General features: G+C 72.1%; 13 protein-coding genes. 9 read left to right on the top strand and 4 right to left on the bottom strand.

Annotated features, from left to right (window positions below; translation table 11 throughout):
- Positions 1 to 22: 22 nt before the first annotated feature.
- The 7 genes from ACSYGN_RS18605 (at position 23) to ACSYGN_RS18575 (ending at position 7,437) form a co-directional block, all read left to right on the top strand.
- Positions 23 to 904, top strand: a complete 882-nt coding sequence (locus tag ACSYGN_RS18605; RefSeq protein WP_460397052.1) for a tryptophan 2,3-dioxygenase family protein — start codon at positions 23 to 25, stop codon at positions 902 to 904.
- The gene (kynU, locus tag ACSYGN_RS18600) at positions 897 to 2,114 is read left to right on the top strand and encodes a kynureninase (RefSeq protein ID WP_460397050.1); all 1,218 of its coding nucleotides are present in this window, start codon (positions 897 to 899) and stop codon (positions 2,112 to 2,114) included. Before ACSYGN_RS18605 ends, kynU begins: the two co-directional genes overlap by 8 nt.
- Positions 2,115 to 2,230: 116 nt before the next feature.
- Positions 2,231 to 3,220: an alpha/beta hydrolase family protein gene (locus ACSYGN_RS18595; RefSeq protein ID WP_460397048.1), complete on the top strand. Its 990-nt coding sequence runs from the start codon at positions 2,231 to 2,233 to the stop codon at positions 3,218 to 3,220.
- 129 nt (positions 3,221 to 3,349) lie between these two features.
- A complete protein-coding gene (locus ACSYGN_RS18590) occupies positions 3,350 to 4,726 on the top strand; it encodes a sensor histidine kinase (protein WP_460397046.1) in 1,377 nt (458 codons plus the stop codon).
- Positions 4,723 to 5,448 (top strand): response regulator, encoded by a 726-nt coding sequence (locus ACSYGN_RS18585; protein ID WP_460397044.1) that lies wholly within the window; start codon positions 4,723 to 4,725, stop codon positions 5,446 to 5,448. Before ACSYGN_RS18590 ends, ACSYGN_RS18585 begins: the two co-directional genes overlap by 4 nt.
- Positions 5,449 to 5,534: 86 nt before the next feature.
- On the top strand, positions 5,535 to 6,755 hold the full coding sequence (locus ACSYGN_RS18580; protein ID WP_460397042.1) for a cytochrome P450: 1,221 nt from the start codon (positions 5,535 to 5,537) through the stop codon (positions 6,753 to 6,755).
- Between the two features lie 88 nt (positions 6,756 to 6,843).
- The gene (locus tag ACSYGN_RS18575) at positions 6,844 to 7,437 is read left to right on the top strand and encodes a Uma2 family endonuclease (RefSeq protein ID WP_460397040.1); all 594 of its coding nucleotides are present in this window, start codon (positions 6,844 to 6,846) and stop codon (positions 7,435 to 7,437) included.
- An 11-nt stretch (positions 7,438 to 7,448) separates the two neighbouring features.
- On the opposite strand, the gene ACSYGN_RS18570 is transcribed toward ACSYGN_RS18575, so the two are convergent.
- Positions 7,449 to 9,059, bottom strand: coding sequence for an ABC transporter permease (locus ACSYGN_RS18570; protein ID WP_460397038.1), 1,611 nt, complete (start codon positions 9,057 to 9,059; stop codon positions 7,449 to 7,451).
- Positions 9,056 to 9,961, bottom strand: coding sequence for an ABC transporter ATP-binding protein (locus ACSYGN_RS18565; protein WP_460397036.1), 906 nt, complete (start codon positions 9,959 to 9,961; stop codon positions 9,056 to 9,058). The genes ACSYGN_RS18570 and ACSYGN_RS18565 overlap by 4 nt, the downstream gene beginning before the upstream one ends.
- Positions 9,962 to 10,104: 143 nt before the next feature.
- On the opposite strand from ACSYGN_RS18565, the gene ACSYGN_RS18560 reads away from it, so the two are divergent.
- Positions 10,105 to 10,647 carry a GbsR/MarR family transcriptional regulator gene (locus ACSYGN_RS18560; protein WP_460397034.1) on the top strand — a complete coding sequence of 181 codons (543 nt, stop codon included), beginning with the start codon at positions 10,105 to 10,107 and terminating at the stop codon, positions 10,645 to 10,647.
- A gap of 42 nt (positions 10,648 to 10,689) precedes the next feature.
- On the opposite strand, the gene ACSYGN_RS18555 is transcribed toward ACSYGN_RS18560, so the two are convergent.
- A complete protein-coding gene (locus tag ACSYGN_RS18555; protein WP_460397032.1) occupies positions 10,690 to 11,670 on the bottom strand; it encodes an alpha/beta hydrolase family protein in 981 nt (326 codons plus the stop codon).
- Positions 11,671 to 11,854: 184 nt separating this feature from the next.
- Here ACSYGN_RS18555 and ACSYGN_RS18550 point away from each other — a divergent pair, with 184 nt between their 5' ends.
- Positions 11,855 to 12,505 (top strand): TetR/AcrR family transcriptional regulator, encoded by a 651-nt coding sequence (locus ACSYGN_RS18550; RefSeq protein ID WP_460397030.1) that lies wholly within the window; start codon positions 11,855 to 11,857, stop codon positions 12,503 to 12,505.
- On the opposite strand, the gene ACSYGN_RS18545 is transcribed toward ACSYGN_RS18550, so the two are convergent.
- Complete coding sequence (locus ACSYGN_RS18545; protein WP_460397028.1) at positions 12,495 to 13,478, bottom strand: diacylglycerol kinase family protein; 984 nt, start codon at positions 13,476 to 13,478, stop codon at positions 12,495 to 12,497. The genes ACSYGN_RS18550 and ACSYGN_RS18545 overlap by 11 nt on opposite strands.
- Positions 13,479 to 13,559: the final 81 nt, after the last annotated feature.

The raw sequence follows: 13,559 nt of genomic DNA, 5'->3' as shown, positions 1-13,559 counted from the left end.
GGAGCAGTTACAGGAGACAGCGATGTCCCAGCAGGCTCAGCAGCCGCCCCGGCAGACCGAGGCTTCCGAGCCCGAGGCCCCGCATCTCGACTTCGCCGGTACCACGCCGTACGAGGACTACGTCAAGGCGGATGTGCTCACCCACTTGCAGCACACCCTCTCCGACGATCCCGGGGAGATGGTCTTCCTGGTCACCACCCAGGTGATGGAACTGTGGTTCACCGTGATCGTGCACGAGTGGGAGACCGCCGTACGGGCGCTGCGGTCGGACGACGTGCCGGTGGCGGTCGCCGCGCTCAAGCGGTCCGTACGGGAACTGGAGGCGCTCAACGCCTCCTGGAAGCCGCTCGGACAGCTCACCCCGGGCCAGTTCAACGCGTACCGAGGCGCGCTGGGCGAGGGGTCCGGGTTCCAGTCGGCGATGTACCGGCGCATGGAGTTCCTGCTCGGCGAGAAGTCCGCCTCCATGCTCGTCCCGCACCGCGGTGCACCCCGGGTGCACGCCGAGCTGGAGAAGGCCCTGCACGAGCCGAGCCTCTACGACGAGGTCGTACGGCTGCTCGCGCGGCGCGGGTATCCGGTCCCGGAGGCCGTGCTGCGGCGGGACGTGTCCCGGCGGTACGAGGCGTCCGACGCCGTGGAGGCCGCCTGGGCGGCCGTCTACTCCGGTGATTCCGGCGGCGGTCCCGACCGCGGTCCGGGCTCCGAACTCGCCTGCCTCGGCGAGGCGTTGACCGATGTCGCCGAGCTGGTGTGGCGCTGGCGCAACGATCATCTCGTCGCCACCCGGCGCGCCATGGGTGCCAAGCCCGGCACCGGCGGCTCCGCCGGGGTGGCCTGGCTGGAGAAGCGTGCGCAGAAGAACGTGTTCCCCGAGCTGTGGACGGCCAGGTCGCATGTCTGAGCTCGGGGCGCGGGCCGCCGTGCTTGATTGCGCCGATGAACTTGCCTTCAAGCGGCAGGAGTTCGTGCTCACCGACGACGTCGTCTACCTCGACGGCAACTCGCTCGGCGCACTGCCCGCCGGGGTGCCCGCGCGGGTCGAGGACGTCGTGCGGCGGCAGTGGGGTGAACTCCGTATCCGTTCCTGGGAGGAGAGCGGGTGGTGGACCGCGCCGGAGCGGATCGGGGACCGGATCGGGGCTCTCGTGGGGGCCGCGGGCGGGCAGGTCGTGGTCGGTGACTCCACAAGTGTCAATGTGTTCAAGGCGCTTGTGGGGGCCGTGCGGATGGCCGGGGACGAGCGGGATGAGATTCTCGTCGACGCGTCCACCTTTCCGACCGACGGGTACATCGCCTCGTCCGCCGCCCGGCTCACGGGGCACACCGTGCGCTCCGTCCAACCGGAGGATATGGGGCGGGCGTTGAGCCGCCGTACCGCCGCCGTGCTGCTCAACCACGTCGACTACCGCACCGGCCGCCTCCACGAACTGCCCGCTCTCACCGCCGCCGTGCACGACGCCGGGGCCGTCGTCGTCTGGGATCTCTGTCACAGCGCGGGCGCACTGCCGGTCGGGCTCGACGAGCACGGGGTGGATCTCGCGGTCGGCTGCACCTACAAGTACCTGAACGGCGGCCCGGGTTCGCCCGCCTATCTCTACGTCCGCGCCGGGCTCCAGGACCGTTTCGACTCGCCGCTGCCCGGTTGGAACTCGCACGCCGAGCCGTTCGGGATGCGGCCCGAGTACCGGGCGGCGTCCGGGGCGGTGCGGGGGCGGGTGGGGACGCCGGACATCCTGTCCATGCTCGCCCTCGACGCCGCGCTCGACGTGTGGGACGGGGTGAGCGTCGCGGCCGTACGGGCCAAGTCCCTTGCCCTGACGGACTTCTTCCTGGAGTGCGTCGCCGCCTACGTCCCCGAGGGGTGGGTCGAGTCGCTCACCCCTGCTGCTCATGCCGAGCGTGGCAGCCAGGTCGCGCTGCGGGTGGCGGAAGGCGCCGGGGATGTGATGAAGCGGCTTGTCGAGCGGGGCGTCGTCGGGGACTTCCGGCAGCCTGACGTGCTGCGGTTCGGGTTCACACCGCTGTACGTCGGGTTCGCGGACGTGGAGCGGGCGGCGCGGGTGCTGGGTGAGGTGCTGGGTGAGGTGCTGAGCGACCAGAGGGGAGAATGAGAGCCCGTGGGGTGTGGTTCACCGTGTGTGATGCGTGTGGGCCCGTGATGGCGGACGGGCTGGTACCGTCCCGGCCAACGGGTGAATATTCCCCTGGCTTGAGAGAGGTTTGGAGCATGCCGGACGACGCTGCCTCCGCAGCCCGGACCGCCGCCGAGGAGGCGTCCGCCTTCGGGCACCCGCCCGTCGATCCCGACGCCACGGCCGCCTACGGCGACCACCCCGACCAGGTGATCGACTTCTATGCCCCGCGCCCGGCCGAGGGTGCCGCCGACGCCGTACCGGCTGACACGAGCGACACGAGCGACACGGCCGACGAATCGGCGCCGCTGGTCGTCCTGCTGCACGGCGGCGCCTGGCGGGCCCCTTACGACCGGGTGCACCTCAGCCCGCTCGCCGCCTTCCTGGCCCGCCGGGGCTTCGCCGTGGCCAGCGTGGAGTACCGGCGCGGGGCGGCGGACGACGGTACGGGAAGCGGCTCGGACGACGGTACGGGCAGCGGTTCGGACGGGGGCTCGGGCAGTGGCTCGGACGGCGGTCCGGTCGCCGGGCGGTGGCCGGAGACGTTCGACGACGTCGCCGCCGCGATGGACGCGCTGCCCGGCCTCGTACGGCAGGCCCTGCCGCAGGCCGACCCGAGCCGTACCGTGCTCACCGGGCACTCGGCGGGCGGTCACCTCGCCCTGTGGGCTGCCGCCCGGCACGTCCTGCCCGCCGACTCGCCCTGGCGCACCCCCGCCCCCGCCCCGCTGCGCGGCGTCGTCGCCCTCGCCCCGGTCGCCGACTTCGACGTCGCCGAGAAGCTCGCCGTGTGCGGCAACGCTTCCCGCCAACTCCTCGGCGGCGACGACCACTTCGCCGAGCGCCGCCCGTACGCCGACCCCGCGCTGCTGCTGCCGACCGGCATCGCCACGACCCTGGTCCAGGGCCGCACCGACGAGGTCGTACCGCTGGCCGTCGCCGAGGCGTACACGGACGCGGCGGCCAAGGCCGGGGAGGTGGTCGGGCTGACGCTGCTGGAGGACGTGGGCCACTTCCCGCTGATCGACCCGGCGGCCGGCGCGGCCGCGGTGGTGGCGGAGGAGATAGCCCAACTGGCCTGGTAACGGACTGACGGTCTGACGGACCGGGGCCGGGACGACGGACCTGGCAACCGTGTAGTACCTGAGACGGACCCCCCACAACCCCTCTCACTGCTGACGACTTCGCCCCTGGCCCCGTCCTACGGTTCTCCCGTGACCGAGACATACCAGGCGCAGACCACCCCCACGGCCCCGACGGCCGCCGCGCGCACCGGCCGCAGCCCCCGCAGCCCGGAATACCGGCTGGCCGCGGACGCGCTGCGCGGGCTGCGGCAGGACCTGCTGTACGACGTGTTCGCCTACCGCCCGCTGCCGCGCAGGCCCGCCGCCGGCGGACGGCTCGCCCGGCTGCTGCCCGCGGCGCTGCGGCCGTACACCGTCTGGACCCCGCACGCCGCGGTCGCCGCGTGCGGACTGCTGGCGGCGCTGATCGCCTGGGGCAGCAGCGACGCGGTGCCGGGGAGCGTGCTGAGCGGCGCCCTCGCCCTCGCCCCGGTGCTGCTCACCCTGGCCAGGCCCGTCGCCGCCTTCTGGCTGTCGCTCGCCGCGACCACGCTCGTCGCGCCCATGAGCCAACCCTGGGACTCCTGGCCCTGGATGCCGGGGAGCTTCGCCGCGCACCTGGTGGTGCTGACCGTGGTGGCGGTCCGCACCCGGCCGCGCATCGCGGGCTGGATGTGGCTGGTCACCGCCGCCTACAGCGTTCTCGTCGAGTCGGGCTTCGGCGGCGGGTACTACGACATGAACGGCGGCTCGATGGCGGTGGTCTCCGCGATCGTCCTGCTCGCCGTCACCGTCTGGCACATCCGCCGGGACGCCGAACAGGAGGTCACCGCCCAGCAGACGGTGACGGCGCACGAGCGCTCCCGCCGTACGCTGCTGGAGGAGCGCACCACGATCGCGCGCGAGCTGCACGACGTGGTCGCCCACCACATGTCGGTGGTCGCCATCCAGGCGGAGGCGGCGCCGTACCGGGTGGAGAACCCGCCGCCCGAGCTGGAGAAGGCGTTCGCCGTCATCCGGGAGAACGCGGTCGCCGCGCTCACCGAGCTGCGCCGGGTCCTCGGCGTCGTACGGGCGGAGGACTACGAGGTCCCCGAAGCGCCGCAGCCCACCCTCGCCGACCTCGACGCGCTGCTCGCCAATGTGCGCGAGGCCGGACTCGACGTCACGAAGGCGGTGACCGGGGCGGTGCGTGAACTCCCGCAGGGCGTCGAGCTGTCGGCGTACCGGATCGTCCAGGAGGCGCTGAGCAACAGCCTGCGGCACGCACCGGGGGCGAGTGCGCGTGTCGAGATCGGGTACGTCCTCGGCGGGCTCGGCCTGCGCATAGTCAACGGCCCGCCGCCCGCTGACGCCCTGCCGCGCCCCTCCTCGCCCGGCGCCGGGCACGGCATCACCGGGATGCGGGAGCGGGTGACCATGCTGGACGGTGTGATGACGGCGGGTCCGGTGGACGACGGGGGGTACGAGGTGGCGGTGTTCCTGCCGGTGCCGGCGGTCGTGGCGGGCGGGGGCGACGCGGAGTGAGCGGCATCCGGGTCCTGGTCGCCGACGACCAGGTGATGGTGCGGGAGGGCTTCTCCGTGCTGCTGAACGCGATGCCGGACATCGAGGTCGTCGGTGAGGCGGTCGACGGGCGTGACGCGGTGCGGCAGACGCGCGAACTCGCCCCGGACGTCGTCCTGATGGACATCCGGATGCCCGAGATGAACGGCATCGAGGCGACCCGGGAGATCGTCGCGGCGGACCGGGCGACGGACCGGGCGGCGGACGGGGCGACGGACCGGGCGGCGGACGGGGCGGACGGCGCGGCGAAGGTGCTCGTGCTGACCACGTTCGACCTCGACGAGTACGTCTACCAGGCGCTGCGGGCCGGGGCCTCCGGCTTCCTGCTGAAGGACGCCTCCGCGCGCCGGCTCGCCGAGGGCGTACGGGTGGTGGCATCGGGGGAGGCGCTGCTCGCGCCGACCGTGACGAGACGCCTGATCACGGAGTTCGCCAAGCTGTCCGAGGTGCCGCGACCGCTCGCCGGGGCGTTCTCGGCGTACGGCGAGCTGACCGAGCGGGAGACCGAGGTGCTGGTCCTCATCGCGCACGGGCTGTCCAACGCGGAGATCGCCCGGCGGCTGGTGGTCGCCGAGTCGACGATCAAGACGCATGTCAGCCGGATCCTGGTGAAGCTGGGCCTGCGGGACCGCACCCAGGCGGCGGTGTTCGCGTACGAGGCGAGGCTGGTGACGCCGGGGTGATCGGACTGAGCGGGGCGACCGGCCGCTGACCTGGGGCGGAGATGTTCCCCCTGTCCAAGGCGGCGTCCCCGGGCTAGCGTCCCCGCATGGCACCTGTCTCCGGCCTCGCCTTCGACCCCTGGGACCCGGCGTTCCTCGCGGACCCGTACCCCGCCTACGCAGAACTGCGCGAGCGCGGACGGGTGCTGTACTACGAGCCCAGCGACCAGTGGCTGGTCCCGCACCACGCGGACGTCTCGGCACTGCTGCGCGAACGCCGCCTGGGCCGCACCTATCTGCACCGCTTCACCCACGAGGAGTTCGGCCGCACCCCGCCCCCGCCGGAGCACGAGCCGTTCCACACCCTCAACGACCAGGGGATGCTCGAACTGGAGCCGCCGGACCACCCCCGGATCCGGCGCCTGGTGTCGAAGGCGTTCACCCCGCGCACGGTGGAGCGGCTGAGACCGTACGTCGAGGAGGTCGCCGGCGGTCTGGTCGCGCGGCTGGTGGAGCGGGGCGGCGGCGATCTGCTGGAGGACGTGGCGGAACCGCTGCCGGTCGCGGTGATCGCGGAGATGCTGGGCGTCCCCGAGGCGGACCGGGGGCTGCTGCGGCCGTGGTCGGCGGCGATCTGCGGGATGTACGAGCTGAACCCGACCGAGGACACGGCCGCCAGCGCGGTCCGCGCCTCGGCCGAGTTCTCCGCCTACCTCCGTGACCTGATCACCGCACGCCGCACCGATCCCGGCGAGGACCTGATCTCCGCCATGATCGCCGCGCACGACGAGGACGACCACCTCACCGAGACCGAGATGATCGCCACCGCCGCCCTCCTCCTCAACGCGGGCCACGAGGCCACCGTGAACGCCACGGTCAACGGCTGGTGGGCGCTGTTCCGCAACCCCGCCCAGCTCGCCGCACTGCGCGCCGACCACAGCCTGATCCCCACGGCCGTGGAGGAGCTGATGCGCTACGACACCCCGCTCCAGCTCTTCGAGCGCTGGGTCCTGGACGAGATCGAGATCGACGGCACCACCCTCCCCCGGGGCGCGGAGATCGCGATGCTCTTCGGCTCCGCCAACCACGACCCCGCGGTCTTCACCGACCCCGCCCGCCTGGACCTCGCCCGCCCGGACAACCCGCACATCTCCTTCAGCGCCGGCATCCACTACTGCCTGGGCGCCCCGCTGGCCCGCCTGGAACTGACGTCCTCGCTCCGAGCCCTCCTCACCCGGGCCCCGACCCTGACCCCGACGACGGAACCCGCCCGCAAGCCGAACTTCGTGATCAGGGGGCTTGCGGGGCTGGAGGTGGAGCTGCGCTGATCATCCGTTTGGCTGAACGGGGGGGCGATTCCGGCCACCGGGAGCCGCGGGCAGGACACGCTGGTGCCTGCCTGCGAAGGGAGGCACCATGACGGTTATGGCAGAGCGTGCGTCGTCTCAGTTGTCGGTGGACATGTTCGAGCGGATCGCCAAGTTCGCCGAGGGTGAGGACGAGACCGTCAGGTTCGAGCTCATCGACGGACGGATCGGACTCAGGAAAGTGACGAACGGAAACCATGGCGCGATCACCATGTGGCTGATCCGGCAATGCATGCGTGTCCGGCCCGAGCTCGATCTCAATCCGCTGCAGGGTTTGAAGGTGGCGACCTACCGCAAGGGCCGAGCCCGCCCTGACGGTGTGCTGGCCCCTGTCGATCACTTCGTGGGTCACGGCGACTGGGCTGACACCCACGGTGTGCTGATGGTGGTCGAGATCACCTCGTTCGACTCCGACACCCACAACCGCGACCGCGTGGAGAAGCCCCGGGCGTACGGGGAGGCGGGAATCCCCGTCTACCTGCTGATCGACCGTGACCACCTCTCGATCCTGGTGCACAGCAACCCGGACCCGGAGGTCGGCTACCGAGACATCCATGTGGCGGTGCTCGGTGACAAGATCACCCTGCCTGAGCCCGTCGGCATCGAACTCGACACCGAGGAGCTCAAGCAGTACGTCGACTGACGAAGTTCCCCTCAGTTGGTGATCGCATCCCGGTGCCGTAGCCCCGCCAGCCCCGCCGTGACCAGGGCTGCTGCCACGGCCAGGAGGAGCAGGACCGGGGTCCAGTGCATGGGGGCGCCGGGGAGCTTGGGGAGGTGGCCGAAGGGGGAGAGGTCCAGGACGAGCTGGGGGGCCTTCAGGGCCGGGCCGACCCAGCCGATCAGGAGGACCGTCACCGCCACGCCCCAGGAGGCCATCGCCGCGCGGGGCAGGACGCCGACGAAGAGGACCGCCACTCCGCCGATCACCCACACCGCCGCCAGTTGCAGCACGCAAGCGCCGAGGACCGCGGTGAACTCCTTGCCGTAGCCGATCGAGAAGCCCAGACCGGCGAGGAGCATGATCAGGGCCGAGCCGCCGAAGGCGATCGTCAGATGGCCCGCTGCCCAGCGCAGCCGGCTCACCGCGCAGGCCAGCACCGGTTCCGCCCGGCCCGAGGTCTCCTCGCCGTGCAGCCGCAGCACGGACGAGACGACGTAGAGCGAGGCGATCAGGCCCAGCATGCCGATCATGGCCGCCACGAACGCGTGGGTGAGGGCGGTGTGGCCGCCCATCCGCTGGAAGATCTCCCGCGCGTTCTTGTTGTTGCCGACCAGGTCCGCCGCGCCCTCCGTGAGCCCGCCGTAGATCACGCCCGCCAGGAAGAAGCCGATCGACCAGCCGAGCACACCGCCCCGCTGGAGCCGCCATGCGAGCCCGCCCGCCGAGGACAGGGAGCCGGCGGCGGGGCCGGGGCGGGTGGGGAAGAAGCTCATCCCCACGTCACGGCGGCCGGCCAAGGTGTAGGCCACCAGGATCTGTACGGCGATCGCCACGGCGAAGAGCAGCAGGACCCACCAGCGTTCGCCCGCGAAGGCGCGCAGATTCTCCAGCCAGCCCAGCGGGGAGAGCCAGGTGAAGGCGGAGGAGCCGTCGTCCGACACCGAGTCCCCCGCCGCGCGCAGCACGAACGCCGCACCCAGCGCGGCCGCGGCGATGCCCCGTGCCAGCCGCGCGCTCTCGGTGAGCTGGGCGGTGATCGCGGCGATCGCGGCGAAGAACATGCCGACGGCCCCGAGCCCCAGCCCGAACGCCAGCGCCCCGGCAGTGCCCTGTGCGGCCAGGCCCGCCGTCATCAGCAGCGCGAGCGCTGCGTTGGCGGCCGCCGCCGCCAGCAAGGCCGCGGTGAGGGAGGCGCGTCGGCCCACCGTCCCGGACGAGATCAGCTCCTGCCGGCCGCTCTCCTCCTCGTCACGGGTGTGCCGTACGACGACCAGGAGGCTGACCACCGCCGCCAGCTCTCCCGCGGTCAGGCCCACCCGCCAGGCCGTCAGCGCGCCCAGCGAGTCGCCGAAGGCGGGGCCGAGCAGCGCGCGGAAGGAGGAGTTGGTGGTCATCTGGTGCACCAGGTCGGCGCGTTCGGCCGGGGTGCTGTACAGGCTCTTGAGAGTGCCTGGCATCGACAGCACCATCAGCGCGTTCACCGCCACCCACACCGGGATCATCACCCGGTCGCGGCGCAGCGCGAAGCGCAACAGGATTCCCGTGCCCGCCAGTTGGCGTGAGCCACCCGGGGCTCTTACTGCCAGAGCAGCGGTGGTCATCGCGCCACCTCGTCGTCCTGGTAGTGGCGCAGGAACAGCTCCTCCAGCGTCGGCGGAGTCGACGTCAGCGACCGCACGCCGGACTCGCTCAACTGCCGCAGTACGGCGTCGAGTTTGTCGGTGTCGACCTGGAGACGCACCCGCTTGCCCTGGATGTCGAGGTCGTGGACGCCGGGCAGCTGGGCCAGCCCGTTGGGGGCGCCCGCGAGTTCGGCGGAGACACTGGTGCGGGTGAGGTGGCGCAGATCGGCCAGCGAACCCGTCTCGACCGTGCGGCCGCGGCGGATGATGCTGACCCGGTCGCAGAGTTCCTCGACCTCGCTCAGGATGTGCGACGACAGCAGGATCGTACGGCCGCGCTCGCGCTCCTCCTCCACACAGCGCTGGAAGACCTCCTCCATCAGGGGGTCCAGGCCCGAGGTCGGCTCGTCGAGGATCAGCAGGTCCACGTCGGAGGAGAAGGCGGCGACCAGGGCGACCTTCTGCCGGTTGCCCTTGGAGTAGGTGCGGCCCTTCTTCGTCGGGTCCAGCTCGAAGCGTTCGAGCAGATCGGCGCGGCGCTTGGCGTCGAGTCCTCCGCGCAGCCTGCCGTACAGGTCGATGACCTCCCCGCCGGACAGATTGCGCCAGAGGGTCACGTCCCCGGGGACGTACGCGATCCGGCGGTGCACCTCCACCGCGTCCTTCCAGGGGTTGCGGCCGAGCACCCGCGAGGTGCCGGCGTCGGCGCGCAGCAGGCCCAGCAGCACCCGGATGGCGGTGGACTTCCCGGCGCCGTTCGGGCCGAGGAAGCCGTGCACCTCGCCGGTCTCGACGGTCAGGTCGAGTGCGTCGAGAGCGTGGGTCCGGCCGAAGGACTTGTGCAGGCCGGACACCTCGATGGCGGAGTTTGCCGTGGTCATGGCTCAGAAAGTACGCTTCTTTCAGAAATTTGTGAAGTTAAGGAAGTGTGAAAAGAGGAACGGGGTCGGGTGGTGTGTCCGGCCCCTGGCGGGATGCGCGGAACGGGCGGATCCCGGGTGGGTGAAGGGGAGATGATCCAGCTATGACGGAAGCAGCAGAAGCAGCCGGAGCGGCAGCGGCGGCAGCGGCGGCAGCGGAAGCCGGCGCCGCCGAACGGGACCCCGAGGCCGTGTCCAAGTTCGTGGAGAGTTTCGCCGCCCAGCTGGTCGAGGCCGGTATGCAGCGCATGCCCTCCCGTATCTTCGCCGCGCTGCTCGCGTCGGACGAGGCCACGATGACCTCCGCCGAGATCGGCGAACAGCTCCAGGTCAGCCCCGCTGCGGTGTCCGGCGGGGTGCGCTATCTCTCCCAGGTGCACATGGTGTCCCGGGAGCGCGAACCCGGCTCCCGGCGCGAGCGCTACCGGGTGCACAGCAACCAGTGGTACGAGGCCCTCACCAACCGCGAGGCCGTCATCACCCGCTGGGAGGCCGCCCTGCGCGACGGCGTCGCCAGCCTCGGTCCCGAGACCCCCGCGGGACGCCGCATGGCCGAGACGCTCGCCTTCTTCGAGTTCGTCGAGGGCGAGATCTCGGCCATGATGGAACGCTGGCGGGTGCACCGGGAGCAGACCTTCGGGACGTGAGCCGCTGTTCTCCGGGGGACGTCAAGTGGTGTGGTGTGTCCGCTACTTGGACTCGAGGCGCCCCAGCGGATCGGTCCCGGTGGCGAGGGCGTCGCAGGCGGTCTGCCAGGCGGTCTGCCACGCCGGGTCTCCGGGGCGGAGCCTGCTGCGGAGGTAGGCGGCGCTGAGATCGGCGACCGCCGCGACCCGCGCGGGGTTCTCGTCGGTCGTCTCGGCGACGTCGTACCCGGAGACCCCGCCGAGTCCGTGCTCGGCGTCGAACAGGGTGAGCAGGGACTTCGGCCCGGGGGAGAGGACGTACGGGTCGGTGTGCCACTCCGGGCCGCGGACGGTCAGATGCTCGGAGGCGTCCTTGTCGCCCGCGACGACCAGCGCGGGCGCCGCCATCCGCGAGAAGTCCATGGTCAGGAAGAACGAGTAGTGCTCGGCCACGAACTCGGTGACCGCGTCCCCGCCCCGCCCGGGCGCCGCGAGCAGCACACCCGCCTTGATACGGGCATCGGCCAGGTCCGGCACGGTGCCGTCGCGCGGATCGGTGACACGTGCTCCGAGCAGCAGGCTCGCGGTGTGCCCGCCCATCGAGTGCCCGGCGACGGCGATCCGGTCGCGGTCCAGGCGTCCGGGGAGCTGCGGGACGGCGGCCTCGATCGCGTCGAGCTGGTCGAGGACGCGGCTCATGTCCTCGGCCCGGGAGCGCCAGTACATGGGTGCGTCAGGGTCGTCGGGGCTGAGGGCGGGGTGGCCGGTGAGGGTGCGGGAGCTGAGGTGGGTGGGCTGGACGACGGCGAAGCCGTGCGCGGCCCAGCGGTTGACGAGGGGGCCGTAGCCGTTGAGGGAGGAGAGGTGGTGGGAGTAGCCCTGGCCGTGCGAGAGGAGGATCACAGGGAGGTCGCCGTCGGCGGTGGCGGGCGCGGTGATCCGCAGTTCGAGGTCGACGGGGCGGCCGGGGGCGGGCAGGGTGACGGGGGCCACGGAGAGGACGGGGGTGGTGGGGACGGCGGTGGGGCGGGGTGTTGCGCTCATGGTCGGGTGATCCCTTCGATGGCGGGATGGCGGAGGCCGCCAGGCACGCAGGACGGGAGACAGACGTCGGGCGTCGGGCGTCGGCTAGACTGTGCGCGAAACGGAGCGACGTTCCACTTACCTCGGGAACGATACGGAACGCTGTTCCGCTTTGTCAAAGCCCGACGTCCGGAAGGAGAACGCGGTGCCCACTGATGACCGGGGCCACGACCGGTCCGGGGAGACCCCCGTGGCCGTGGCCGCCACCCGCCCCAAACGGGCGGACGCACGCCGCAACCAGGAGACGCTGCTGGCCGCGGCCGCTGCGGTGTTCGTGACGTCGGGCGTGGACGCGCCGATCCGGGAGATCGCGGCCAGGGCGGGCGTCGGCATGGGCACGATCTACCGGCACTTCCCGACCAGGGCGGATCTCGTCGTCGCCGTCTACCGCCACCAGGTGGAGGCCTGCGCGGAGGCGGGCCCGGCGCTGCTGGCGGAGGAGGACTCGCCGTTCGAGGCGCTGGGCAGATGGGTCGACCTGTTCGTCGACTTCCTGGTCACCAAGCACGGGCTGGCCGGCGCCATGCGGTCGGACAGCAGCGGTTTCGAGGCGCTGCACGTGTACTTCCTGGACCGCCTGGTGCCGGTGTGCGAGCAGCTGCTGGACGCGGCGGTGGCGGCGGGCGAGGTGGTGCCGGGCATCCGGCCGGTGGAGCTGATGCGCGGCATCGGCAACCTCTGCATCGGCCGAGACGACGACCCGCGCTACGACCCGCGCCGCATGGTCGGCTTCCTGCTGCGGGGCGTGCGGCAGGAAGCCGGACCGATGGGCGGACCGAAGGGCGCTACGACGTAGCGGGCACCGTGAGCCCCCAGGCCCCCTCCAGCACCCGCCAGGTCCGCCGCCGTACCGGACCGGAGACGGCGGCGTCGGCCCGGTAGCGGAAGTCGGACCCGGTGACGGTGACGGTCTGCCCGGAGGCCAGCAGCAGGGCCGCCTCGGCCCCGACCGAGCACGGCCGTACAGCGACCTGGGCGAGCCCGGAATGCCCGGCGGTCACGGAGACCTCGGCGACCGGCTGGTCGAGATCGACGATCGTTGCCCCGTCGACCTGCACCCGCAGCCGGGCGGGCCCGTGGACGGGCACGGAGGGCGCGGGCCCCGAGCCCCGGGCGGGCCGCGACCCGAGGGACCGTACGAGCGACTGGTAGGTGGTACGCAGCCAAGGATGCCCGTGCCCCTGCCCGAACGCGTGCCCATGGGTCTCGTGGGCGCCATGGCCGTTCTGCTGCACGGTGGCGGCCCCGGACAGGGAGCCAGCCCCGGACGAGGAGCCCGCCCCGGACGGGGAGGCGACTGTGCTGCCGCCCCCCACCCGCCCCGAGACCGGCGGAATGCACACGCCGCCGAGGACGACCCCGTCGCTGTCGTCGGCGAGGAGATCCAGCCGCCGTTCGACCCCGTCGAGCACGGCGCGGGCGGCGGCGACGGCCCCCGTGGGCACGCCGAGGGCCTCCGCGAGGCTCAGGGAGCCCCCCACGGGCACCACGGAGAGCACACATCCGGCCAGCTCTCGCTGCCGGTGCAGCACGGCGACGGCGCGGATGAGGGCGTGATCGTCGCCGACGACGACGGGCCGCCGGGACCCCCGGCGCTGGAGGGCGCGGGCGAACTCGGAGGCGTTCTCCGGGAGACACACCTTGGTGTGTGCACCGGCGCTGAGCACGTCTTTCGCAATCCGGACGGACTCTCCGTCCGTCCGGCGGGCGGCAGGATCGATGACGACCAGCAAGTGGTCGGAAGCCGCGAAAGTCGCCACCTCGGCCATGCCTCGCTTCCTCGGGTAGCATCTTTGTGCAAGAGCCCCTTTGCGCTATTGCGCCAGGGGCTTCGTCTATTCCGGGGCATC

It is taken from the genome of Streptomyces sp. YIM S03343 (genome assembly GCF_054729195.1).
The sequence above is the reverse complement of the archived record's forward strand: the minus strand, read 5'-3'. Positions and strand labels throughout refer to the sequence as shown.

Bases quoted from the DNA above. Each gene is read 5' to 3' on its own strand.
- ACSYGN_RS18605 (WP_460397052.1), top strand. From the start codon at position 23: ATGTCCCAGCAGGCTCAGCAGCCGCCCCGGCAGACCGAGGCTTCCGAG.
- kynU (WP_460397050.1), top strand. From the start codon at position 897: ATGTCTGAGCTCGGGGCGCGGGCCGCCGTGCTTGATTGCGCCGATGAA.
- ACSYGN_RS18595 (WP_460397048.1), top strand. From the start codon at position 2,231: ATGCCGGACGACGCTGCCTCCGCAGCCCGGACCGCCGCCGAGGAGGCG.
- ACSYGN_RS18580 (WP_460397042.1), top strand. From the start codon at position 5,535: ATGGCACCTGTCTCCGGCCTCGCCTTCGACCCCTGGGACCCGGCGTTC.
- ACSYGN_RS18575 (WP_460397040.1), top strand. From the start codon at position 6,844: ATGACGGTTATGGCAGAGCGTGCGTCGTCTCAGTTGTCGGTGGACATG.
- ACSYGN_RS18570 (WP_460397038.1), bottom strand. From the start codon at position 9,059: ATGACCACCGCTGCTCTGGCAGTAAGAGCCCCGGGTGGCTCACGCCAA.
- ACSYGN_RS18565 (WP_460397036.1), bottom strand. From the start codon at position 9,961: ATGACCACGGCAAACTCCGCCATCGAGGTGTCCGGCCTGCACAAGTCC.
- ACSYGN_RS18560 (WP_460397034.1), top strand. From the start codon at position 10,105: ATGACGGAAGCAGCAGAAGCAGCCGGAGCGGCAGCGGCGGCAGCGGCG.
- ACSYGN_RS18555 (WP_460397032.1), bottom strand. From the start codon at position 11,670: ATGAGCGCAACACCCCGCCCCACCGCCGTCCCCACCACCCCCGTCCTC.
- ACSYGN_RS18545 (WP_460397028.1), bottom strand. From the start codon at position 13,478: ATGGCCGAGGTGGCGACTTTCGCGGCTTCCGACCACTTGCTGGTCGTC.